This window comes from Bosea sp. (in: a-proteobacteria), from assembly GCA_023910605.1.
Taxonomy (GTDB): Bacteria; Pseudomonadota; Alphaproteobacteria; order Rhizobiales; family Beijerinckiaceae; genus Allobosea.
The window spans coordinates 2,616,496-2,639,798 of record JAAVVV010000001.1 but is presented as its reverse complement, the minus strand read 5'-3'; the positions used below and the strand labels follow the sequence as shown (position 1 = coordinate 2,639,798).

Sequence of the window (23,303 nt, the reverse complement as noted above, 5' to 3'; positions counted from 1 at the left end):
GCCTTGAACCTGCCAGGCGCGCGGCCCACATTCGGAACGCGCCATCAAGCCGTCCATTCCCAGCCGCCGGGGCCATCATGATCGATACCTCCTCGCTCTTTCCCGGATTCGAGGCCCATTGGCTCGATGGCGAGGAAGGTCGCATCTTCGCCCGCGTGGGCGGGGAGGGGCCGCCCGTCGTGCTGGTGCATGGCTTTCCGCAGACCCATGCGCTCTGGCACCGCATCGCGCCCGAACTCGCCAGGACGCACCGCGTGGTGTGCCTCGACCTGCGCGGCTATGGCTGGTCATCCGCGCCGCCGAGCACGGGCGGCGAGCGCTACGCCAAGCGCGAGATGGGCAAGGATGTGGTGGCGGTGATGGAGCAGCTTGGCCATGTCAACTTCGCCCTTGTCGGTCACGATCGCGGAGCGCGGGTGGGCTATCGCCTCGCGCTGGACCATCCCGGGCGGCTGACCCGGCTCGCGCTCCTCGACATCCTGCCGACATGGCTGGTCTGGCAGCGCATCAGGGCCGGTGAGGCGCCGGGCGCGCACTGGACCTTTCTCGCCGGCCGGAAGCCCGGGCCGGAAACCGAGATCGCCGCTGATCCGGACGCCTATTTTGAGGGACTGCTGGCCAAATGGACCAAGGCGGGCACGCTGGACGCCTTTTCGCCGCGCGCGCTGGCCAGCTATCGCGCCAGCTTCAACGACCCGACGCGCATCCATGCCATGTGCGAGGATTATCGCGCCGGCGCCACGATTGACCTCGCGGCCGACGAGGCCGACCAGGCGGCCGGGCGCACCATCGCCTGCCCGACCCTGCTTGTATGGGGGGATTTCTATCTCACCGGCAAGGATGTCGACACGCTGGCCGCATGGCGCGGCTCTTTCGCGCCGCAGGCCATAGGCGTGCAGGTCGATGGAGGGCATTTCGTGGCCGAGGAGGATCCGGCCGGCACGCTTGCGGCGGTGCAGGGCTTCCTCAGCTGATGGCGCCGCCAGGCGGCTTGGCGGGCAATGCGGGCGTGGCGGCGATTGCGCCGCCCGGCTCGGTTCGCCTCGCGCTGGGCGCGGGCGGCGCGCGGGGCCTTGCCCACATCGTGGTGCTCGAGGCGCTTGACGAGCTGGGCCTGCGGCCCTCCGCCATCGCCGGCTCATCCATGGGAGCGGTGGTCGGCGCGGCCTATGCCGCGGGGCTTTCCGGGCGGGATCTGCGCGCCTTCATCCTCAGCGCGTTCAGGCGGCGGCCGGTGGTGCTGGCAAGGCTGCTCAGCGCACGGGTGGGGCGACTGACGCAGATTGTCAGCAAGTCAGGGCTGGGCAATCCGGTGCTGCTCGACGGCGAACGCCTGCTTGACCTGTTCTGGCCCGAGGCTGTGCCTGATCGCTTCGAGAGCCTGTCGATCCCGTTCACGGCCATCGCGACGGATTTTCACCAGCGCACGGAACTGGCGCTCTCGACCGGCGCGCTCACGCCTGCGGTCGGGGCATCGATGGCCCTGCCGGGCGTGGTGCGGCCCGTGGTGCTGGGCGGACGCGTGCTGATCGATGGCGGCGCGACCAATCCCGTGCCGTGGAACCATGTCGAGGCAGAGGGTGCCTTCGTGATCGCGGTCGATGTCACGGGAGGGGCGCGCGCCATCGAGGCTGCGGTGCCCGAGCCGATCGAGGCCATGTTCGGCGCTTCGCAGATCATGATGGGCGCGCTCGTGCAGCGCATGGTGGAGAGGCGCCCCCCCGACCTGCTGCTGCGGCCGGCGGTTGGCGCCTTCGCAGGGCTGAACTTCTTCAAGGCGCAGGAGATTCTTGCGGCATCGGAGCCGATGCGGGACGAGATCAAGCGTGCCATCGAGCGCGTTCTGGGCTGAATCGGCAGCCATGGCATTGCTGGCAAGCCCGGCGCTCCCCAGTTAACAGGTCCGATGGTCATGACGCACGCCCTGCTTTCCGAAGCCCGCAACGCCGCGCGGGAGGCTTTTTCCCACGTCGATACCTGGGTCTTCGACCTCGACAACACGCTCTACCCGCACGGTTCGCAGGTCTGGCCGCAGGTCGATGCCCGGATCACGCTGTTCCTGTCGGAGCTGTTCGGGCTGGACGGGTTGTCAGCGCGCGCCCTGCAGAAATACTTCTACCAGCGCTACGGCACCACGCTGAAGGGGCTGATGGACGAGCATGACATCCACCCGGATGACTTCCTCGACTTCGTCCATGAGATCGACCTTTCGCTGCTCGATCCCGATCCGGGCCTTGGCGACGCGATTGCGGCGCTGCCCGGCCGCAAGCTCATCTACACGAACGGCACCCGCAAACATGCCGAGAATGTCGCGGGCAAGCTTGGCATCCTCGACCGTTTCGACGGCGTGTTCGGCATCACGGAGGGCGGGCTCAAGCCCAAGCCCGAGCGGGAAGCCTTCGAGCGGTTCTTCAACGAGCATGCCGTCGAGCCCTCGCGCGCGGCGATGTTCGAGGACATGGAGAAGAACCTGGTGGTGCCTCATGCCGTCGGGATGCGGACGGTGCTGATCCTGCCGAAAACGCCTGATCCGTTCCGCGATGCCTGGGAGCAGGTGGCCATCGGCTCAGGACACGTGCATCACGTGACGACCGATCTCACGGGCTTCCTGAAGGGCCTGCGCTGAGGTTAGCCGTCAGGCGGCTTCCGAAATCGCTGTGGCGGCGGACTTGCGGGTGAACTGGCCCCTCAGCACCGCGTCCTCCACGATCCTGATGTCCTCGTGGTGAACGATCCTGTCCCGTCCCGAGGATTTGGCGAGGTACAGCGCGCGGTCCGCATTGGCCAGCAGCGCTTCGGGCGTGATCGCGTCGCCCATGACGGCGACGCCGATGCTGGCCGTGACGGCGATGTCGCTGCCGTGGTGATCGACCGAAGTGGCGCGCAGCGTCACGATGATGGCCATGGCAGCCGCAGCCGCCGCAGCTGAATCAGGCGCGAAGCAGACGAATTCCTCGCCGCCGATGCGTCCCAGGATCATCTCGGGCGTGACCGTCTCGCGCATGATGGAGGCGGCGCGCTGAAGCGCAGCGTCGCCGCCCGAATGACCGTAGTGGTCGTTGATCGTCTTGAAGTGGTCGAGATCGATGTAAAGCAGCGCGCCGACGCGCCCCTCGGCGGTGCACTCGGCGATGGCCTTGCCGATGCGTTCCAGAACGGCGCTACGGTTCGGCAGGCCAGTGAGTTGGTCGGTGGTGGCAATATGGCGGGCCGTCTCCGCAAGGCTGTGCGTGCGCAACAGTTCGAGGCTGAACATCAGCCCGCACGGAATGGCGATCGCCAGCGTGACGATAGACGTGGACAGCATGGCCAGCGGCCGCAAACTGGCCTCGGCGCTGAGCGAAGGCGGAGCGAACACCTCGATGAGCGTCGTCACAAGGATCAACGCCAGCAGCATCGCGGCAGACGCCACGATGGCGGTAAGGCGATAGGCATCCTTACGTTTCGTCACTGGCGGTAGTGATATCATCGCAGTCCCTTGGCACCCCGATTCGCACTATGGTCCTTTTTGATGTTTTTCGGCTTGCGGATTTGCATCGAATTTTAGTCATTTGAATCCGGCACCGTGCCCTCGCTGGCCAGGACTGCGGGACAGGGCCGCTTGACGCGGAGGCTGGCATGGGCTTTTCGTGCGTCGCCATCCGAAGACCGCCCTCCCATCTTCCCAAGGACTGAAGGCCATGAGCCAGAACAGCACGGGTCCGAACGACCTCGCCATCGCCATCGAAGCTGCATGGGAGGACCGCGCCAGCATCAACCCGGCGTTCCGGGGCGCTGCGCGCGATGCGGTGGAGAGCGCGCTCGCGATGCTCGACAGCGGGGCGCTGCGCGTCGCCGAGAAGGTTGGCGGGGAATGGGTGACGCACCAGTGGCTGAAGAAGGCCGTGCTGCTCTCCTTCCGGCTCAACGACAATGCTGTGATGCCCTTCGATGCCGACAATGCCGGCTCGCCCCACAGCCCTGTCTATGGCTGGGACAAGGTGCAGACCAAGACCCATGGCTGGGGCGCCGACCGTTTCCGTGAAGCAGGCTTTCGCATGGTTCCGGGCGCCGTCGTGCGCCGTTCGGCCTTCATCGCCAAGAACGTCGTGCTGATGCCCTCCTTCGTCAACGTTGGCGCCCGCGTCGACGAGGGCACGATGGTCGACACCTGGGCCACGGTCGGCTCATGCGCGCAGATCGGCAAGAACGTGCATCTCTCGGGCGGCGTCGGCATTGGCGGCGTGCTCGAGCCGCTGCAGGCCAATCCGACCATCATCGAGGATAACTGCTTCGTGGGCGCGCGCTCGGAAGTGGTCGAGGGCGTGATCGTCGGCGAGGGCTCGGTCATCTCCATGGGGGTGTTCATCTCCGCATCCACCAAGATCATCGACCGCAGCACCGGCGTTGTGCATGTGGGCAAGGTGCCGCCCTATTCGGTGGTGGTGTCCGGCTCCTTGCCGGGCAAGCCCCTGCCGGATGGCTCGCCAGGGCCGTCGCTGTATTGCGCCGTGATCGTCAAGACAGTCGACGCCCAGACGCGGTCCAAGACCGCGATCAACGACCTGCTGCGCGACTGATGAGGCTCGCCCAACTCGTGGGGGAGGACCCTGTCGCGCTGGCGCAGGCCCTTGTGCGATGCCCGTCGGTGACGCCCGAAGAGGGCGGCGCGCTCGCCCTGCTGGCGACGGAACTCGCTGCGGCGGGCTTCACCGTCCACCGTCCCGTGTTCAGCGAGCCCGGTTTTCCGGACGTGCATAACCTTTACGCGCGCTACGGGAGCCAGGCGCCGGTTTTCGTGATCGCCGGCCATACCGACGTGGTGCCGCCCGGCGATGGCGCCGGCTGGGCGCATGATCCGTTCTCCGGCGCCATCGTCGACGGGGTGCTGCATGGCCGCGGGGCCTGCGACATGAAGGGAGGGCTTGCCGGCATGACGGCGGCGGCGATCCGCTTCGTACGCGAGAACCCGGATTTTCCCGGCTCGATCGCCTTGCTGGTGACGGGCGACGAGGAGGGCCCCGCCGTCAACGGCACGGTGAAGCTGCTGGAATGGGCGCATGCCCGCGGCGAGCGCTTCGACCACTGCATGCTGGGCGAGCCGACCAATCCCGAGCGGCTGGGCGAGATGATGAAGATCGGCCGGCGTGGCTCGCTGACCTGCCGGCTGAGCGTGACAGGCCGGCAAGGCCACGTCGCCTATCCCGAACACACGATCAATCCGATCCGTGACATGGTCAAGCTACTGGCCGCCCTCGATGCCGCGCCGCTCGATGCCGGCACGGCCTATTTCGGCCCGTCCACGCTGGAATTCACCACGCTCGATGTCGGAAACCCCGCCGCAAACGTGGTGCCCAACGAGGCGAGGGCGGTGATAAACGTGCGCTTCAACGATGTGTGGACGCCCGAGACGCTTGAGGCCGAGATGCGCCGCCGGCTGGACAGCGCCAACATCAGGAGCCGCTATGGAGCGAGCTTCGCCAAGACCAATGCCGTCTCCTTCCTGACCGAGCCCGGACCTTTCGTGGCGATGGTGTCGGAGGCCGTGCGCCTCGAAACCGGGCTCACGCCCAAGCTTTCGACCACGGGGGGCACCTCCGATGCGCGCTTCATCAAGGATTATTGCCCGGTCATCGAGTTCGGGACAGTCGGCAAGACCATGCACCAGGTGAATGAGAGCGTGGCGACAGCCGATATCGAGGGCGTGTGCCGCATCACCCGGCGGGTGCTCGGGCAGTATTTCGGCCGACAGTGACGGCCTCGTGAAGAAACGCCGCCAGTCCGCAGGCTGGCGGCGGACTGCAATCAGCGGTTCTGCTTGACCCGGCCCTGACACGAACTGTTCTGCGATTTCGCCATGTCGGTCTCCTGTCCTGTCTGGCGATGACATGTCGCTTCGCGCGCAACGGGCCGACAACGCAGCTTACCCGCTGGCGTTCATGTCCAGAATGCAAATCTGCACGCCGTTTTCGTGCCCGCGCGGCGCAACCCTCCAGCAAGCTGGAGCAGGGCCGCCGCGCCGGCGCCGATTGTGGCTGGCCTCAGGCTCCGGATTGGGAGCCAGGCGCAGCGCCGGCCTCGTCTGCGCCGCCGGGCGCAGCCCTGGCCTTCGGGGTGCCCGAGGACACGCCCACCAGGGCAGGGCGCAGCACGCGGCCGCTTATGGCGTAGCCGGACTGCACCACGGCCACGACATGGCCCTTGGGGTGGGTCGGGTCCGGCGCCTCGAACATGGCCTGATGCAGGTTGGGATCGAACTTCTGCCCTAGCGGGTCGAGCTTCTTCACATTGTGCTTTTCAAGCGTCTTGATCAGCTCGCGTTCGGTCAGTTCGATGCCTTCGACCATGGCCTTCATGGCGGGGTCGAGGGCTGCCTGCGCTTCGGGCCCGAGGCTTTCGAGCGCGCGGCGCAGATTGTCTGCAACTCCCAGCAGATCGCGGGCGAAGCCGGTCACGGCATAGGCCTTGGCGTCCGCGACATCGCGCTCGGTCCGGCGACGCAGATTCTCCATGTCTGCGAGCGTGCGCAGCAGCTTGTCCTTGAGCTCCGCCTTCTCTGCTTCAAGCGTGACCAGGGGATCGGCAGCCGGCGCATCGGCCTCATCGGCGGGAGTTGCGGTTTCGGGGGCGGGCTTGTGGGACGCGGGCTTGTGGGACATGGGATCGCTCATCTGTGTGCCGCTCTCAGCTGAATCATCACGGGATCGAAGGGGATTGCTCGCGATATCGTGGCTTGGTGGCCGAAAATCAAGCGCGCGCCGCCAGCTCCGCGCGCGACTCGGGCAATACAGCCGGTGCGCCGAAGACCTCAAGCAGGCTGCGCCGGATGGTCGCCTGGCGCTGCGGCGAGAGAACCTTGGCGTTGGTGAGGTCCGCTACATAGAACACGTCGACCGCCTTCTCGCCGAAGGTCGCGATATGGGCCGATGCGATGTTGAGGTTCAGTTTGCCGATCGCGGTTGTGAGGTCGTAAAGCAGGCCCGGCCGGTCGAGCCCCGACACCTGCAGCACGGTGTGCCGCGTGGACAGGGCATTGTCCACGATCACCTCGGGCGCGACCGTGAAGGTGGCTCCGCGCGGCGGCGGCGCCCGGCGCTGGGCCACGAGGTCGGCGATCCTGATCTCGCCCTTCAGCGCGCGCTCAATGGCGAGGGCGATGCGTTCGCCGCGGCGCATCTCGTCCTCGTCGAGATCGAAGGCTCGCGAGACGAAGATGGTGTCGAGGGCGAGCCCGTCGGTGGTCGTGAAGATCTGCGCGTCGACGATGTTGCCGCCCGCCGCCGCGCAAGCCCCCGTGATGATGGCGAGCAGGCGCGGATGGTCTGGCGCGAGGATGGTCAATTCGGTCACGCCGCGAAAGCCGTCGGTCTCGACGCTGGTCGTGGTGGTGAGGCCATCGCGCTCGGCCCCGGCAAGGAAACGGGCATGCTTCACCTTGCGCGCCAGATCGACCTTCAGCCAGTAGGCCGGATAGTGGCGCGCGATGTAGGCCTCGCGCGCGAGGTCGGTCCAGTCTGACAATTCCGCCATCAGGGCGCGCTGGGCGCGGCCCACGCGCTCCTTCCGCTCGATGGCGGAATGGCCACCTGCCAACACCACTTCCGTTTCGTAGTAGAGCGAGCGCAGCAACTCACCCTTCCAGCCGTTCCAGACGCCTGGACCCACCGCCTTGATGTCGCACACGGTCAGCACCAGCAGAAGCTTGAGCCGCTCCAGCGTCTGCACGATCGCGGCGAAGCTCTGGATCGTCTTGGGGTCGCCCAGATCGCGGCTTTGCGCGATGGTGGACATCTCGAGGTGGTAGGTGACGAGCCATGCGACGGTCTCGGTCTCGGCCTCGGTGAGCCCCAGCCGCGGGCAGAGGCGGCGCGCCACGGCGGCGCCGGCGATGGAGTGATCCTCGGTGCGGCCCTTGGCGATGTCATGCAGGAACAGCGCGACATACAGAGCGCGCCTGTTGGTGATGGTCGGGAAGATGGCGTTGGCCAGCGGATGCTCGGCCTCCATCTTGCCGGCCTCGATCTCCGCCAGCATGCCGATGGAGCGGATCAGGTGCTCGTCGACCGTGTAGTGGTGATACATGTTGAACTGCATCATCGCCACGACACGGCCGAAATCGGGGACGAAGCGGCCCAGCACGCCAGCCTCGTTCATGCGCCGCAGCGCTGTCTCCGGCGCGCGGCGGGAGGTGAGGATTTCAAGGAACAGCTGGTTCGCCTCGCGGTCGGCGCGGAGGGCCGGCGTGATCAGCTTGAGCGAACGCGTGACGAGATGGGTCGCATCCGGGTGGATGGCGAGGTCCTGCTTCGCCGCGATGGCGTAAAGGCGGATGAGATTGACCGGATCGTGTTCGAGGACCTGAAGGTTCACCGTGGTGAGACGGTCGTTCTCGAGCGCGAAGTCGGTCCCGCCGTAGGGTAGCTTGCGGCGGCGTGAGATTCCGAGGCCGCTGAGCATGCGCTGGAGGGTGGGCCGCTGCTTCTGGTGGCGGGCCTCCAGCGCTGCGCAGACGATGGCGGTGAGATCGCCCACATCCTTGGCGACGAGGAAATAGGCCTTCATGAAGCGCTCGACGGCTGACAGGCCGGTGCGCTCGGCATAGCCGAACTCGGCCGCGACCGGTCTTTGCAGATCGAATGTCAGCCGCTCCTCGGCTCGACCCGTTATGCTGTGCATGAGGCCGCGCACGCGCCACAGGAAATCCTCGGCCCGCTCAAAGACCGCGAACTCCTCCGCCGTGAACAGGCCTGCTGCGACCAGATCCTTGGCGTCGCGGACCCGGTAGGCGTATTTGGCGATCCAGAACAGCGTGTTGAGATCGCGCAGGCCGCCCTTGCCGTCCTTGACGTTGGGCTCGACCTTGTAGCGGGAGGCGCCCGCCCTGCTGACGCGCGTTTCCCGTTCGGCCAGCTTGGCGTTGACGAACTCGGCCGCCGTGTCCCGCACCAGATCGTGATCGAAGCGGCGCGCGAACTCATCGAAGAGCGCGCGGTCGCCGCAGATGAAGCGGGCCTCGAGCAACGCCGTGCGGGTCGTCATGTCGGCCCGCGCCTCGCGCAGGCAGTCATCGATCGAGCGTGTGGAGTGTCCCACCTTCAATTTGAGGTCCCAGAGCGGGTAAAGCATGCTCTCGACCACGCTCTCGCCCCAGCCCGTCTGCTTGTGCGGAAACAGGAACAGCAGGTCGATGTCGGAGCCCTCAGCCAGCGTGCCCCGGCCATAACCGCCCACGGCCACCACGGCGATGCGCTCGGAGGTCGAGGGGTTGACGGCCTTGTAGAGATGGCTGGTGGCCGCGGCATGGAGCGCGGTCATCACCGCGTCCATGGCTGCGGACAGGCGCCTCGCCGCGGCCATGCCCGAGCGGGGGCGCGAGAGCATGGCGCGCATCGTCTCGCGCGCCGCGTCCAGCACCGCGCGCAGGCGGGCCGCGAGCGCGGCGCGGAAGGCAGCCTTGTCGCCATCCTGCGCCAGCTCGCTGACGAGGGCGACAGGCTCCGCCATGAAACGGTCAAGCGCGGGAAGAGGCAGTTTGGCCATGTTCTTGTCGCCGGATGCGGCACAGCCGCGAGGCTCTGGCCATGCCACAAAGGCACCGGAAGCGCCATGCGAAACCCGCCTCGGCACGCGGGCCGCATGAGGCGCGCTGCCGACTTCCGGTCATTTGCATGCGGCTGACGCCTGGTTGCAGCCGGCGGAGAAGTCGAAACGCGGCCATTTCCTGTTTGACAAACAGGATTGTCCGCTTTAACAAACGACCACGCGCCGATTTGAGCCAGCAGCTTGCGGGCGCGAAACAAGTGCAGCTAAAGCGGTGGGATCATGAATGAGGCTTTGAAATGGCCCCTGACATGCCATCCCCTGCGGAAACAGAACCGAAAGGGAAAGACCATGTCCTCCAATCATCATCATTCTCGCCGCCGTCTCCTTCGTCTGGCGCTTACTGCTGTAGCGCTGGGCACCGTATCGTTCGTTTCAACGAACGTAATGGCGCAGGCGCCGAAGGAAATTCGCGTCGACTTCGCCACGTACAATCCCGTCAGCCTCGTGCTCAAGGAGCGCGGCATTCTCGACAAGGCGCTGGCTGCCGAAGGCATCGCGGTGCGCTGGATCCAGTCGGCCGGCTCCAACAAGGCGCTCGAGTTCCTCAATGCCGGTTCGCTCGACTTCGGCTCGACGGCGGGAGCGGCTGCCCTGATCGGCCGCGTCAATGGCAACCCGATCCGCTCGGTCTATGTGTTCTCCCGCCCGGAATGGACGGCGCTGGTGACCACGCCCAGGACCGGCGTGACCAGGGTGGCCGATCTCAAGGGCCGGCGGGTGGCCGTGACGCGCGGCACGGACCCGCACATCTTCCTCGTGCGCGCGCTCGCGGAAGCCAGGCTCACGGAACGGGACGTGCGGCTCGTGCTGCTGCAGCATCAGGACGGCAAGCTCGCGCTCGAGCGCGGCGATGTCGACGCCTGGGCAGGGCTTGACCCGCTTATGGCCGCCGCCGAGATCGAGAGCGGGGCCGTGATCTTCCACCGCAAGGCTGCCGACAACACCTGGGGCATCCTCAACGTGCGCGAGGAATTCGCACAGAAGCATCCCGACCTCGTGCGCGCCGTGCTCAAGGCGTATGAGGAGGCCCGGCAGTGGTCTGTCGAGAATCCGGCCGAGCTGCGCAAGCTGCTGGTCAGCTTCACGAAGCTTCCCGAGCCCGTTGTGGCGCGCCAGCTTGAGCGCACCGAACTCACCCATGGCCCGGTCGGCCAGGCGCAGGTTGACACGATCGTGGCGGCCGGCGAGGCGCTGAAGCAGGTCGGCATCCTCCCCGCCAGCGTCGACGTGAAGGCGGCGGTCGACGGCTTGTTCGACAGGCGCTTCACCGCCGCAGCCCGCTGAACGCCGGAGCTGCGCGGCCCATGAGCATCGCCGTCAAGGACGCGCCGGCCACCGCCACTGGCGAGGCCGCACGCACTCAGTCATGGAGAAGCGGCGCGCGCAGCCTTGGCTGGATGCTCGGCTTCGTGCTCCCGGTGACGCTCGGCCTGCTCTGGGAGCTGTCCGTCTGGTCCGGATGGGCCAATGGGCGGCTCATGCCGCCGCCATCCCGCATCGGCGCCACACTCCGGGATCTCGCCCAGTCGGGCGAGCTGGCGGAACATGCCGCCGCGACGCTCTGGCGCGTGGCGGCAGGTTTCGGGCTCGGCGCGGCCGTCGGGACCATCCTTGGCGCGGCGTCCGGCGCCAACGAGGCGGTGCGCCGCATCATGGACCCGACCCTGCAGGCGCTGAGGGCCATCCCCTCCATCGCGTGGGTGCCGCTCTTCATCCTGTGGCTCGGCATCTTCGAGGCCTCAAAGGTGGCGCTGATCGCCGTGGGCGTGTTCTTCCCGGTCTATCTCGGCGTTGCCGCAGCCCTTGCCGGCGTGGATCGCAAGATCATCGAGGTGGGGCGGGTGTTCCGGCTGTCGCGCTTGGGCATGATCCGCCGGGTGACGCTGCCGGCGATCCTGCCTGCCTGGATCACGGCGCTGCGCACGGGCCTGGGCCTTGGCTTCATGTTCGTCGTCGCGGCCGAGTTCATGGGCGCCAGCGAGGGCCTTGGCTACCTCCTCGTCGATGGTCAGCAGCTTGGCCGCCCCGACCGGATCCTGGCCGCCATCATCGCCTTCGCCGTCCTCGGCAAGATTGCCGACGGCATCCTTGTCATCGCCTCGCGCCCCCTGCTGGTCTGGCAGGATGTCGGCCGGGCCAGATTGTGAAAACCGCCATGCTTCGCATTGACCATCTGTCAAAGACCTACGCCGACGGCAAGGTTGCGCTCCAGGACCTCGACCTCACCGTAGCCGCAGGCGAGATCGTGGCCCTCGTCGGCGGATCCGGTTGCGGCAAGACGACCTTGCTGCGCCTCATCGCCGGGCTCGACCACGCCAGCCAGGGCCAGATCAGGCTCGATGATGCCGTGATCGACGGGCCCTCCGCCGATGTCGGCGTCATATTCCAGGAGCCGCGCCTGTTTCCCTGGCTCAGCATCGAGGAGAATGCAGGCTTCGGGCTGTCGCACCTCACCGCGTTCGAGCGTGAAGGCCTTGTGGCCAATGCGCTGGCGCGGGTTGGCCTTGGTGAGCATGCGAAGCGCTGGCCGCGGGAGCTTTCCGGCGGGCAGCAGCAGCGCGCGGCGATCGCGCGGGCGTTGGTGACGCGGCCGCGCCTGCTGATCATGGATGAGCCTTTCTCTGCGCTGGACCCCACGACGCGGCAGACGCTGCACCGGCATCTTCTGTCACTCTGGGATGAAAGCCGTCCGACCGTGCTGATGGTCACCCATGATGTCGAGGAGGCCGTTTCGCTGGCCGACCGCATCCTGGTGATGCAGCCTAATCCGGGCCGGATCTTCGAGGAGTTCGCCAACACGCTGGCAAGGCCGCGCGCCCGGCTCGGAAGCGGGTTCGAGACCCTGAGCCGGCAGGTGCTGACATCGCTGGACACCTCGCTGAAGCCGCAGGCGACGCCGCGCATCCGCGCGGCAGCCGGCGATGCCGCGTGGTGGTGAGCCGTCCGCCTGAGGCACTGGCCTCGGGCGCGGCGAAGCCTTATGGCTCCACGACAACCTTTCAAGCGAGATGACAGCCATGGACCAGACCATCGACGCCGCAACGCTGCGCGCCCTGCAGGCTCCCCTGAAGGACAGCTACCGCAACACGCCAGACGCGGCCGTGATCACGCTCAAGGCGCATGGCTCGATCGATGAAAGCAAGATCGCGTGCAAGGTCGAGACCGGGCGCGCCATCATGGAAGCGGGGCTGCATCCCGCAACGGGCGGCAGCGGCGCCGAACTGTGCTCGGGCGACATGCTGCTCGAAGCGCTGGTGGCCTGTGCGGGCGTGACGCTGAAGGCCGTCGCAACGGCGCTGGAGATCAACCTCACGCGCGGCGTGGTCCGCGCCGAGGGTGACCTCGACTTCCGCGGCACGCTGGGCGTCGCCAAGGATGCGCCTGTCGGCTTCAGGGCGATCCGGCTTGTCTTCGACGTGGCCAGCGACGCGCCGCAGGAGAAGCTCGACACGCTGCTCAAGCTCACCGAGCGCTATTGCGTGGTCTTCCAGACGCTGAACGTGAAGCCCGAGCTCAGCGCCACGCTCAACGCAGCCTGAGGGTCTTCGCCGCCGCTCACTCGGCCGCGCGCAGGGCGGCCGGGGCAGGGGGCGGGGCAGGGTGCGGGGCGGAGGCTGGCGGCGGAACTGCGCTTTCGAACTCGAGCGCCTCGATGCGGTCGCCGCGCCGGACGATCTTCTCGGCCGAGGTGCGGATCAGGCCGACATCCTCGCTGACCTGGCGGAAATGGGCGTCCAGCTTGTCGGCCCGCTCTCCGAGCCGCCGCACATCGACAAGCAGCGTCGCGACCTCGGCCTGGATGATGCGCGCCTCGTCGCGCATCCGGGCATCGCGCACCATCGAGCGCATCAATTGGACCGCCAGCGCCAGCAGAGAGGGCGAGACGATCACGATGCGTGCGCGCTGGGCCTTCTGCACCAGATCCTCGAAGTGCTCGTGAAGATCGGCGTGGATTGCCTCGGACGGCACGAACATCAGCGCCATGTCCTGGGTGTCCTCGGCCGCGACGTATTTCTCGGCCATGTCCTTGATGTGCGCGCCCATGTCGGCGCGAACGCGGGCGATCGCCAGGCGGCGAGCCTCATCATGGGCCGCCGAACGGAAGGCCGTGAAGCCCTCGAGCGGGAACTTGGCGTCCACGACCAGTGGCCGGGCATCGCCGGGCAGGCTGATGACGCAATCGGGCCGGGTTCGGTTGGCCAGCGTGACCTGGAAGCCATAGGCGGCGGCGGGCAGCCCGTCGCGGATGATGGCCTCCATGCGTCCCTGGCCATAGGCGCCCCGGGCCTGCTTGTTGGACAGGATGTCCTTGAGCGTCAACATCTCGCCGGTGAGGACGGTCAGGTTCTTCTGGGCACTGTCGATCACGGCCAGCCGCTCGTTGAGCTTCTGGAGCGATTCGACGGTGCTGCGGCCGCTCGCCTCCAGCCCGTGGCCGAGATGGCTGCGCAGGCCGTCGATCCGCTCGGCCAGCAGCCGCGCCATGTCTGAATGCCGTGAGCCGAAAATCTCGGCCATGGTCTGCATTCGGCTGGTGAGTTCGGCCTGGAGCCGGTTCATCTCGGCGATCTTGTCGTCCATCTCGCGGGCGCGTTCGCTGGACGAGGCCGCCTCCAGCGTGCGCTCGTGGCTGGCGCTGCGCTGCGTCAACGCAGTCCAGGCCAGCAGCGCCAGAACGCTCGCGCCAAAGCCGAGAGCCAGCTGCAGATAGGTCAGATCATGTCCGCCGACGGTGAGCGCTATGGCCTGCATCCGCTCACGCTAGCGCAATGCCGCGCCAAAGAAAAGAACAAAAAAAGAACGGTTTGACGGCGAAGGCGCGACATCCTATGTGCGGGCCAGCATCATTGTGGGTCCCGTTCCATGGCCATCAAGCGTCTCGTCTTTCTGCCCGATCCGCGCCTGAAACAGGTCTCGGAGCCGGTTTTTGCCATCACCTCCGACATCAGGGCTCTCGCTGCGGACATGCTCGAGACAATGTACGACGCGCCGGGAATCGGGCTCGCGGCCATCCAGATCGGCGTGCCCAAGCGCGTGGTGACCATCGATCTCGCCAAGGAGGACGGGAAGCGCCAGCCGATCGTCTTCATCAACCCGGAAATCACCTGGGAATCGGATGAGATCGGGGTCTACGAGGAAGGCTGCCTTTCGATCCCGGAGTATTACGAGGAAGTGGAGCGGCCGGCTTCGGTCAAGGTCCGCTACATGGACCTTGAGGGCGCCAGCCGCGAGATCGAGGCCGACGGCCTGCTGGCCACCTGCATCCAGCACGAGATCGATCATCTAAACGGGGTTCTGTTCATCGACCACCTATCGAAGCTCAAGCGCGATCGCTGCGTGAAGAAGTTCGCCAAGCAGGCGAAGGAACGCGAGCGCGGCGCATGAGCCTGCGGCTTGTGTTCATGGGCACGCCGGATTTCGCCGTGCCCACACTGACGGAGCTGATGGGGCAGGGGCACGAGATCGCGGCTGTCTACACACGGCCGCCCGCGCAAGGCGGACGCGGGCTGGAGCTGCGGCCCTCGCCGGTCCACCGCGCGGCCGAACGCTTCGGCATTCCGGTGCTTCACCCGCGCTCGCTGCGCGGTGAGCCCGAGCAGGCCGCCTTCGCCGCCCATGATGCCGATCTGGCCATCGTGGTGGCCTACGGGCTGATCCTGCCGCGCCCCATCCTCGATGCGCCGCGGCTGGGCTGCGTCAACCTTCATGCCTCGCTGCTGCCTCGCTGGCGCGGCGCCGCGCCGATCCAGAGGGCCGTCATGGCGGGCGACCGCGAGTCCGGCGTGTGCGTGATGCGCATGGAGGAAGGTCTCGACACCGGGCCTGTCGGCATGGTCGAGAAAGTGTCTTTGGGCCCCGACATGACGTCGGGCGAACTGCATGACCAACTGGCGGTGCTCGGCGCCGACCTGATGGTCCGGGCGGTGGCGGCGATGACGCGCGGCTCGCTGAAGTTCACGCCCCAGACCGGGGCTGGCGTGACCTATGCCGCCAAACTGACGAACCAGGACGGCCTGATCGACTGGGCGCGTCCGGCCAGCGCGCTGCATGATCAGGTCAGGGGGCTCTCGCCGTTTCCAGGCGCCTATGTCGACATCGACCTCGGCAAGGGGCCGGAGCGGCTGAAGCTGCTGAAAACGCGCGTCGGAACTGGCGCAGGCGCTCCTGGCACGTTGCTCGACGAGGCCGGCACGGTGGCCTGCGCGGAGGGCGCCTTGCGCCTGCTCACCGTCCAGCGCGCCGGCAAGGCCGCGATGCCGGCGGAGGATTTCCTGCGCGGGGCGCGGCTCAAGGCTGGCGATCGGCTCCCGGCTGCCTGATGCCGCGCTACAAGCTCACCATCGAATATGACGGCACGCCTTTCTCGGGCTGGCAGCGACAGGAGAACGCGCCGTCCGTGCAGCAGGCCATGGAGGAGGCCATGGAGCGTTTTGCAGGCGAGCCGGTGAGGCTGCGCTGCGCGGGGCGCACGGATGCGGGCGTGCACGCGCTCGGCCAGGTGGCCCATGTCGATCTCAGCCGGGAGTTCAGGACGGACACGGTGCGTGACGCGACAAACGTCCACTTGCGGCCGAGCCCTGTGACGGTGCTCTCGGCGGAGCTTGCCGCGCCGGACTTCGATGCGCGCATTTCGGCGAAGCGCAGGCATTACCGCTTCCGGATCCTCGACCGCCGGGCGCCGCCTGCGCTGGAGGCGGGACGCGTCTGGCATGTACCCTACAGGCTGGACTACGAGGCCATGCACGAGGCGGCGCAGGCCTATCTCGGCGAGCATGACTTCACCACCTTCCGAGCGGCGGAGTGTCAGGCGAACTCGCCCATCCGCAGCATCGACCGCTTTGATGTGATGCGCCATGGCGAGGAGATCGCCATCGAGACGCATGCGCGCTCCTTCCTGCATCATCAGGTCCGCTCGCTGACGGGGGCGCTGCTGCCTGTGGGGCGCGGCAAATGGCGACGCCGTGATATCAGCCGCATCCTCAACGCGGCGGATCGCTCGCTGTGCCCCGGCCTTGCGCCCTCCTGCGGACTTTATCTCGCCCGCGTCGATTATTGAGCCGCGCCGAACTGGCGTGAGCCGGGCTGCGGGTCTATTCTCAAGGCTGAAACGAGGAGGAGCGATCATGCTTTCCACCGACAGCGACATTCTGGCCGCCGCCGAGGCATGGGCGCGGGAGGGGCGCGGGGTCGCCATCGCGACCGTGACCGAGACCTGGGGCTCGGCGCCCCGGCCTGTGGGCTCGCATCTGGTGATCGACTCTGCTGGCAATTTCCTGGGCTCCGTGTCCGGGGGCTGCGTCGAAGGCGCGGTTGTCAGCGATGCGCTCGACGTCATCGCGGACGGCAAGGCGCGGATGCTGGAGTTCGGGGTCGCGGACGAGACTGCCTGGCAGGTGGGCCTGTCCTGCGGAGGGCGAATCCGGGTTTATGTGGAGCGTGTGGCTTGAAGCTCGATCTGCTGGCGGCGCTGAACGCCGAACGCGCGGCGCGACGTGCCTGCGTGCTGGTGACCGATCTGAAGGGTGGCGGGCAGCGCCTCGTTCGCGAGGATGAGCTGGGCCCGGGCGCAGGGCTCGACGAGGCGCTGCTGGCCGGGCTGGGCGATGCCCTGCGCACGGGGCGCAGCGGCATTGCTGAGTTCGGGGAGCGCTCGCTCTTCCTCACTGTCCATGCCCCGCCGGTGAAGCTGGTGGTGACCGGCGCGGTCCATATCAGCCAGGCGATGGCTCCGATGGCGCGCGCCCTGGGCCTCGACATGACGGTGATCGATCCGCGCAGCGCCTTCGCTACGCCCGAGCGCTTTGCGGATGTCACGCTGCTGGCCGAATGGCCGGACGAGGTGCTGGAGTCAGTCGGGCTCGACCGCTATACCGCCTTCGTGGCCCTGACACATGATCCCAAGATCGACGATCCGGGGCTGCATGCGGCGCTGCGATCGGACTGCTTCTACGTGGGGGCTCTGGGCTCGCGGAAGACGCATGCGCGGCGGGTCGAGAGGCTGGGCCAGGCAGGCTTTGACGCGGGGGCCATCGGGCGCATCCACGCGCCGATCGGCCTCAACATCGGCGCCGTCAGCCCGGCGGAGATCGCGCTGTCGATCCTTGGCGAGATTGTTTCGGTGCTGCGGGCCGAGCGGGCGGCGCTCCGCGCGGCAGCGGCGCGATGAGGAGCAACCCGTGAAGTTCGGGCCCTTGCCCGTGCATGAAGCGCTTGGCGGCATCATTGCCCATGCCGTGCGCCATGGCGCGCTTGCGCTACGCAAAGGCACGGTGGTCACGGCCGAACATGTTGAGGCTCTGACACGGGCCGGCGTCAGCGACATCGTGGTGGCCATGCCCGAGCCGGACGATCTTGGCGAGGACGAAGCCGCCCGCCGCATAGCCGGCGCAGCTGCGGGGGCCGGGATCAGGGCCGAGCCTCCGGCGACCGGGCGGGCCAACCTGTTCGCTGGCGAGGCCGGGCTGCTGCTGGTGGACCGGGCGCGTATCGATGCGATCAACGGCATCGACGAGGCCATCACCGTCGCCACGCTTGAGCCGATGCGGGCTGTCGCGGCAGGCGAGATGGTCGCTACGGTCAAGGTCATTCCCTTCGCGGTTCCGGAGAGCCTCGCGCAGGCTGCGGCTTCCATCGCCGCCGGGGCGGTGGCGATCGCGCCGTTCAGGCCGCTCAGGGTCGGCGTGATCTCGACCCTGCTGCCTGGGCTGAAGGCCAGCGTCGTGGCCAAGACGGCCGAGGCGCTTGATCAGAGGCTGGAGAAGCTTGGGCTCCCGCCGGCCATCCATCATCTGCAGACGTTGCATGAGCCTGCGGCCGTGGCTGGAGCGCTTGCGCAATCGGTCGCGGCGGGCGCCGAGATCGCCATCGTGTTCGGCGCATCCGCGATCACCGATCGGCGCGACGTCATCCCGGCGGCCATCATGGCGGCGGGCGGGCGCATCGCGCATCTGGGAATGCCGGTGGATCCGGGGAACCTGTTGCTGCTGGGCTCGCTAAAAGCGACTCAAGTCATCGGCGCGCCGGGGTGCGCGCGCAGCCCGCGCGAAAATGGCTTTGACTGGGTGTTGCAGCGGCTTCTGGCCGGGCTTGCGGTGGGCCGTGCGGAGATCCAGTCCATGGGGGTCGGCGGGTTGCTGATGGAGATCTATTCGCGGCCGCAACCCCGCTCCGCAGTCTTTCACGCCAAGGCGCCGCCGGTCGCGGCGGTGATCCTCGCCGCCGGGCGCTCCACGCGCATGGGCGCGAACAAGCTTCTGGCGCCGATGGAGGGCAAGCCGGTCGTCCGGCATGTGGCGGAGGCGGCCCTCGCTTCGCGCGCTGGCCCGGTGCTGGTGGTCACCGGGCATGACGACGCCGAACTTCGCCGGGCCCTCGACGGGGTTGCCGTCACATTCGTGCCGAATGCGGATTACCAGGAAGGCATGGCCTCGTCGCTGAAGGCTGGCATCGCAGCCGTCCCGGCAAGCGCCGCCGCGGCGCTGATCCTGCTGGGCGACATGCCCCTGGTGACGCCCAGGCTCATCGACAGGCTGATCGACAACTACGCCGCCCAGCCGGAGCTCAAGGCGGTGACCCCCGTTGCGGAGGGCCGGAGGGCGAACCCTGTGCTCATCGCAAGGGCGCTGTTCGGCGAGATCGAGGGGCTGAGCGGCGATGTCGGCGCACGGCGCGTTCTCGAAGAGGCGGGCGAGGGCGTGCTCGAGATCATGGTGGATGAGGACGCTGTGCTTCTCGATGTGGACACGCCCGAGGCGCTGGCAAGGGCGAGGGCGCTCGCTGCCCGGCCGAAGGGCTGAGGCGGCTGCTCAGGCCACCCTGGCGAAGGGTGCGCCGCTGGCCAGCATCTCGTCGATGCGGTCCGACGTGACGGGCTTGGAGAACAGGTAGCCTTGCAGTTCGTGGCAGCCCACCGCCTGCAGGAAGCGGTGCTGCTCCTCGGTCTCGATGCCCTCGGCGCAGACGGTGAGGCCAAGGGCGCGGCCCAGGTGCACCACCGAGTGCACAAGGATGGCCGACTCGCCGGTTGTTTCCATCGACTCGAGGAAGGCGCGGTCGATCTTGATCTTGTCGAAGGGGAAGCGCCGCAAGTAGATGAGCGACGAATAGCCCGTACCGAAATCATCGAGCGCCAGGCTGATGCCATGCTCGCGCAGCGCGAAGATGGCCTGCTCGGCTTTCTCCTCATCCTCGACGATCATGCCTTCGGTCAATTCCAGCTCAAGGCGGGAGAGGTCGAAGCCGATATCGTCGACGCTCACCAGCAGGTCACGCACGAAGTTGGGCTGCTTGAACTGGGCCGCCGATACGTTGACCGCGACCTTGATGTTGCCCCAGCGCTTGCCGTCCTCGCAGGCCCGGCGCAGCACCCATTGGCTGAGGGGCAGCATAAGGCCGCGTTCCTCGGCGATGGAGATGAATTCCAGCGGCAGGATCAGGCCGCGGACCGGATGACGCCAGCGCACGAGGGCCTCGACGCCACGAATTGTCAGGCCGTCGGCGGAGACCTGGGGCTGGTAGTGCAGTTCGAGCTGGTTTTGTGCGATGGCGTCGCGCAGCTCCTCTTCCACGAACTGCTTCATCTTCAGATGGGCGTCGATGCTCTCCTCGAAGAAGCGGTAGCGATTGCGCCCGTCATTCTTCGCCTGATACAGCGCGCTGTCGGCCAGGCTAATCACACCGTCGACGTCATGGTCCTCTTGCGGCGCCAGCACGATGCCGATCGAGCAGCCGACGGTGATCTCGGCGCCGCCGATTCGGATGGGCTGGTTGATCGCCTCGCGCAGGCGCACGGCCAGCGCGCCGGCCTCGTGCGTCGTTTCGGTGTCCACCTGGACGATGGCGAACTCGTCGCCGCCGAGCCGCGCCACAATGTCGGCGCCGCGCACCGTGTCCTGAATCCGGCGGGCCGCCTCGCGGATCACGGCATCGCCTGCCTGATGGCCCAGCGTGTCGTTGACCTCCTTGAAGCGGTCAAGGTCGACGATGTGGAGGGCAAAGCCGCTATGCATGCGCCGGGTACGGTCCATTTCCGCCGTGATGCGCTCGTTGAAGCTGCGACGGTTGAGCAGCCCCGACAGATGATCGTGGCTGGCCAGGCGATTGGCCTTCTCCTCCTCCCGGGTCATCTCCGCGCCCAGCTTGCGCAGGCGGTCGAAGAGCACGGCGAAGGCGCCGATCACGGCGAGGAGGCCGGTCATGACAATGAGAAGCAGGTTCGGCAGCATGGCCGATCCCGGACGCGAGAACTCCCAAGTGATCGTGCCGATGCGGCTGCCCGAGGCATCCGAGATGGCCACCGAGAAGGGCGAGGCGGCGCTGCCGGACGTGGTGAAGGTGAGCTTGCCGAGGCCGTAGCGACGCCCGATGTCGCGCAGTGCGCTATCGGGCACCGCCCGGAGGGTCACGAGCGTGACACTGCCTCCCGAGCCATAGGTGAGCGCCTTGATCGGAACCACGGAGGCCAGCGTCAGGCCGGTGCCATCATGAAGGAGCGCGGACGCGCCATGGCTTTTCTCGAAGCCGGGGGATGAGAGGTCATATGCGCCCGCCTCCTGCGCTCGGCGCCGGTTGGCCTCCACGGTGCGGATCAGGTGGATGATCATGGGCTTGACCATGCTGAAACCGGCATCGCCGATGGGCTGGCCCATTTCCAGGCCCAGCACTACGCTGCCCGATTCATCGAGCGCGTAGAGCGAATCGAAGCCGAAGACATGCCATGCGGCGTGGAGGCGCTCGGCAAGCGAGCCGTTGTGGGCGTCATCGCCTCTGAGCGTGAACCGGCCGGATTCGCCTGAGGCCACGACGGCGGCCTGATGCTGGGCCTGAAGCAACTCCGATTCCACGGCCATCTCGAGCCGGGCCATTTCTTCCGCGGCAGCGCTGCGGTTGGTTTTTTCTGTCAACGTCATCAGGGTCGTCGTCATCAGGACGACCACGGACAGTACGATCGCGCCCAGAAGCAGGAGAGCGCGATTTATGAAAATCGAGGAACGTGAGGGAAACGACAAATCCAGACACCACAGCCCATGGTGCCAAACACTGTCTCCACAATACTTTAAGATGGAGTTGATGGTTGCTACGCTGCGTCAGATGTTGGATTTCGGTTTGTAGGGAGGCCGGGGGATGGCCATGTGCGCCGCTCTCAGGGCCGCTGACCAGCGCTCGCGCAGATCATGGAAATAGGGCTCGCCCGCCTCGATCCGGTGCACGAGTTCCGGTTGCAGCGCATCCGACCGCATCACCATGACATCGATGGGAAGGCCGACCCCGAGGTTGGAGCGCATCGTCGAATCCATCGAGATCAGCCCGACCTTGAGCGCGTCGTAAAGCTGCGTCTCGAATGTCACGGCCCGGTCGAGGATCGGCTTGCCGTATTTGTGCTCGCCTACCTGGAGAAAGGGCGCGTCGACGCCGCATTCGATGAAGTTGCCGGCTGCATAGACCATGTAAAGGCGCATGGGGCCTGTGCCGATGCGGCCGCCGAAAAGGAAGGAGACGTCGAACTTGACCCGCGCATCCTCCAGAGCCTGTCCGTCGATCTGATGCACCTTGCGGATGGCGCGGCCCACCACCTGCGCGGCGCGGAACATGGTGGGAGCCGTCTCCAGCGTCTCGACCTCGTCAGTGTCAGGATTCAGCACGCCCTCCTGCAGCAGCCCGAGCACGGTCTGGGTCACGGACAGGTTGCCCGCCGAGGCAAGGGCCAGCGTGCGGTCCTTGCCTGTCGCGAAGACGTGGAGCTTTCGGAAGGTGGAAATGTTGTCGAGCCCGGCATTGGTCCGCGTGTCGGCAATCATCACGAGGCCCTCGCGCACGAGGATTCCGGCGCAATACGTCATGGCAGGCTCCAGATCAGGTTCAGGTCCGCAAAAGCTGCGGCGTCATTGGTCGACCGCTGCGACGCGCAGGGCATTGCTGGCGCGCTCGCCAGCGCCGCCCACGCGGCTGACCCGGAAGGGCGCCGCGTCGGCATGATCGATCCCGGTCGCCACGCGGACATGGGCGTCCACGGGGCACAGGTTGAGGCAGGCATCGAAGCCGATCCAGCCATAGCCGTCGACCCAGGCTTCCACCCAGGCATGGCGGGCCGCAAGCGCGGAACCGCCCTCCGGAACCGCAAGATAGCCGGCCACCAGCCGCGACGGCACGCCAAGCTCCCGCGCGCAGCCGCAGAAGACATGCGCGATGTCGATGGGCGAGCCGCGGCGCAGCGAGAAGGCGTCGCAGGCCTTGGCCGGCTCGTCATTCCGGCCAGGCTCGATGGTCATCTCGGTGTGGAGGGCGTCCATCAGCCCGTGGAGCTGCTGGAGGGGGCTGACGCCCGCCCGCGCGAGTCGTCGGGCATACAGGATCATCGGCTCGTCGGGATGGGTCAGCTTGGACTGGCGCAGAAACATGGGCGGCGGCAGCAACTCCGCAGCCCCTCGCACGAAGCCGGTGGTGTCGGTGGTCTCGACAATGCCGTCGATGCGGATCGCGAGTTGATCGAAGGGGCCGTCGGCCTCGAAGTGATGCACGAGATTGCCGAAAGGGTCCTCGCCGGCGCGCAGCCGTCCGTCGACCGAAGGCTCGATGCGCCAGGACACGACGACCTGGCCCTCATGGTCCCGCGGCATCACGCGCAGCGCGTGCATCACCGAGCGCGCCGGTGAATCATAGGTGTAGGCGATCTCCTGGGAAATCCTGATGCGCACTCGCCTCGTCCCTGCCGCGCCGCCCTG

General features: G+C 67.2%; 22 protein-coding genes. 15 read left to right on the top strand and 7 right to left on the bottom strand.

The annotated features are described in order from the left end of the window. The first annotated feature begins 77 nt into the window (after positions 1–77). From HEQ16_12720 to HEQ16_12710, 3 genes are read left to right on the top strand one after another with little or no spacing between them, the layout of a single operon-like run. Positions 78–974: an alpha/beta hydrolase gene (locus HEQ16_12720; GenBank protein MCO4054887.1), complete on the top strand. Its 897-nt coding sequence runs from the start codon at positions 78–80 to the stop codon at positions 972–974. Further along, a complete protein-coding gene (locus tag HEQ16_12715) occupies positions 974–1,852 on the top strand; it encodes a patatin-like phospholipase family protein (GenBank protein MCO4054886.1) in 879 nt (292 codons plus the stop codon). The genes HEQ16_12720 and HEQ16_12715 overlap by 1 nt, the downstream gene beginning before the upstream one ends. A gap of 54 nt (positions 1,853–1,906) precedes the next feature. Beyond that, entirely contained in the window at positions 1,907–2,626 is a 720-nt protein-coding gene (locus HEQ16_12710) for a pyrimidine 5'-nucleotidase (GenBank protein ID MCO4054885.1), read from the top strand. Between the two features lie 9 nt (positions 2,627–2,635). Here the strand turns inward: HEQ16_12710 and HEQ16_12705 are convergent, their stop codons facing one another. Continuing rightward, complete coding sequence (locus tag HEQ16_12705) at positions 2,636–3,451, bottom strand: GGDEF domain-containing protein (GenBank protein ID MCO4054884.1); 816 nt, start codon at positions 3,449–3,451, stop codon at positions 2,636–2,638. Between the two features lie 229 nt (positions 3,452–3,680). Here HEQ16_12705 and dapD point away from each other — a divergent pair, with 229 nt between their 5' ends. Beyond that, a complete protein-coding gene (gene dapD, locus HEQ16_12700) occupies positions 3,681–4,559 on the top strand; it encodes a 2,3,4,5-tetrahydropyridine-2,6-dicarboxylate N-succinyltransferase (GenBank protein MCO4054883.1) in 879 nt (292 codons plus the stop codon). Further along, the gene (gene dapE / locus HEQ16_12695) at positions 4,559–5,734 is read left to right on the top strand and encodes a succinyl-diaminopimelate desuccinylase (GenBank protein ID MCO4054882.1); all 1,176 of its coding nucleotides are present in this window, start codon (positions 4,559–4,561) and stop codon (positions 5,732–5,734) included. The genes dapD and dapE overlap by 1 nt, the downstream gene beginning before the upstream one ends. A 286-nt stretch (positions 5,735–6,020) precedes the next feature. Here dapE and grpE read toward each other — a convergent pair whose 3' ends face one another. Both grpE and HEQ16_12685 read right to left on the bottom strand, forming a co-directional pair. Next, the gene (gene grpE, locus HEQ16_12690) at positions 6,021–6,650 is read right to left on the bottom strand and encodes a nucleotide exchange factor GrpE (protein MCO4054881.1); all 630 of its coding nucleotides are present in this window, start codon (positions 6,648–6,650) and stop codon (positions 6,021–6,023) included. A gap of 76 nt (positions 6,651–6,726) precedes the next feature. Further along, positions 6,727–9,483 carry a [protein-PII] uridylyltransferase gene (locus tag HEQ16_12685; GenBank protein MCO4054880.1) on the bottom strand — a complete coding sequence of 919 codons (2,757 nt, stop codon included), beginning with the start codon at positions 9,481–9,483 and terminating at the stop codon, positions 6,727–6,729. Positions 9,484–9,870: 387 nt separating this feature from the next. Between HEQ16_12685 and HEQ16_12680 the strand changes: the two genes are divergently transcribed. The 4 genes from HEQ16_12680 (at position 9,871) to HEQ16_12665 (ending at position 13,121) form a co-directional block, all read left to right on the top strand. Further along, complete coding sequence (locus HEQ16_12680) at positions 9,871–10,866, top strand: aliphatic sulfonate ABC transporter substrate-binding protein (protein ID MCO4054879.1); 996 nt, start codon at positions 9,871–9,873, stop codon at positions 10,864–10,866. A 20-nt stretch (positions 10,867–10,886) separates the two neighbouring features. Further along, a complete protein-coding gene (locus HEQ16_12675) occupies positions 10,887–11,729 on the top strand; it encodes an ABC transporter permease (protein MCO4054878.1) in 843 nt (280 codons plus the stop codon). Between the two features lie 8 nt (positions 11,730–11,737). Next, positions 11,738–12,520 carry an ABC transporter ATP-binding protein gene (locus tag HEQ16_12670; protein ID MCO4054877.1) on the top strand — a complete coding sequence of 261 codons (783 nt, stop codon included), beginning with the start codon at positions 11,738–11,740 and terminating at the stop codon, positions 12,518–12,520. Between the two features lie 91 nt (positions 12,521–12,611). Next, positions 12,612–13,121: an OsmC family protein gene (locus HEQ16_12665; GenBank protein MCO4054876.1), complete on the top strand. Its 510-nt coding sequence runs from the start codon at positions 12,612–12,614 to the stop codon at positions 13,119–13,121. Between the two features lie 16 nt (positions 13,122–13,137). Here the strand turns inward: HEQ16_12665 and rmuC are convergent, their stop codons facing one another. Continuing rightward, on the bottom strand, positions 13,138–14,334 hold the full coding sequence (gene rmuC / locus HEQ16_12660) for a DNA recombination protein RmuC (protein MCO4054875.1): 1,197 nt from the start codon (positions 14,332–14,334) through the stop codon (positions 13,138–13,140). 111 nt (positions 14,335–14,445) lie between these two features. Between rmuC and HEQ16_12655 the strand changes: the two genes are divergently transcribed. From HEQ16_12655 to HEQ16_12630, 6 genes are all read left to right on the top strand, one after another. Continuing rightward, positions 14,446–14,967: a peptide deformylase gene (locus HEQ16_12655; GenBank protein MCO4054874.1), complete on the top strand. Its 522-nt coding sequence runs from the start codon at positions 14,446–14,448 to the stop codon at positions 14,965–14,967. After that, on the top strand, positions 14,964–15,902 hold the full coding sequence (locus HEQ16_12650; GenBank protein MCO4054873.1) for a methionyl-tRNA formyltransferase: 939 nt from the start codon (positions 14,964–14,966) through the stop codon (positions 15,900–15,902). Before HEQ16_12655 ends, HEQ16_12650 begins: the two co-directional genes overlap by 4 nt. Then, positions 15,902–16,639 carry a tRNA pseudouridine(38-40) synthase TruA gene (gene truA / locus HEQ16_12645; GenBank protein MCO4054872.1) on the top strand — a complete coding sequence of 246 codons (738 nt, stop codon included), beginning with the start codon at positions 15,902–15,904 and terminating at the stop codon, positions 16,637–16,639. Before HEQ16_12650 ends, truA begins: the two co-directional genes overlap by 1 nt. A gap of 67 nt (positions 16,640–16,706) precedes the next feature. Further along, entirely contained in the window at positions 16,707–17,030 is a 324-nt protein-coding gene (locus HEQ16_12640; GenBank protein MCO4054871.1) for an XdhC family protein, read from the top strand. Continuing rightward, a complete protein-coding gene (locus HEQ16_12635; GenBank protein ID MCO4054870.1) occupies positions 17,027–17,749 on the top strand; it encodes an XdhC/CoxF family protein in 723 nt (240 codons plus the stop codon). The genes HEQ16_12640 and HEQ16_12635 overlap by 4 nt, the downstream gene beginning before the upstream one ends. 10 nt (positions 17,750–17,759) lie before the next feature. Next, on the top strand, positions 17,760–19,379 hold the full coding sequence (locus HEQ16_12630) for an NTP transferase domain-containing protein (protein ID MCO4054869.1): 1,620 nt from the start codon (positions 17,760–17,762) through the stop codon (positions 19,377–19,379). A 9-nt stretch (positions 19,380–19,388) separates the two neighbouring features. Here the strand turns inward: HEQ16_12630 and HEQ16_12625 are convergent, their stop codons facing one another. The 3 genes from HEQ16_12625 to HEQ16_12615 all read right to left on the bottom strand — a co-directional run bounded on the left by HEQ16_12625 (position 19,389) and on the right by HEQ16_12615 (position 23,276). After that, positions 19,389–21,506, bottom strand: a complete 2,118-nt coding sequence (locus HEQ16_12625) for an EAL domain-containing protein (protein MCO4054868.1) — start codon at positions 21,504–21,506, stop codon at positions 19,389–19,391. 162 nt (positions 21,507–21,668) lie between these two features. Next, complete coding sequence (locus HEQ16_12620; GenBank protein MCO4054867.1) at positions 21,669–22,421, bottom strand: peptidase; 753 nt, start codon at positions 22,419–22,421, stop codon at positions 21,669–21,671. A gap of 42 nt (positions 22,422–22,463) precedes the next feature. Continuing rightward, entirely contained in the window at positions 22,464–23,276 is an 813-nt protein-coding gene (locus tag HEQ16_12615) for a transglutaminase family protein (protein ID MCO4054866.1), read from the bottom strand. Positions 23,277–23,303 lie beyond the last annotated feature (27 nt).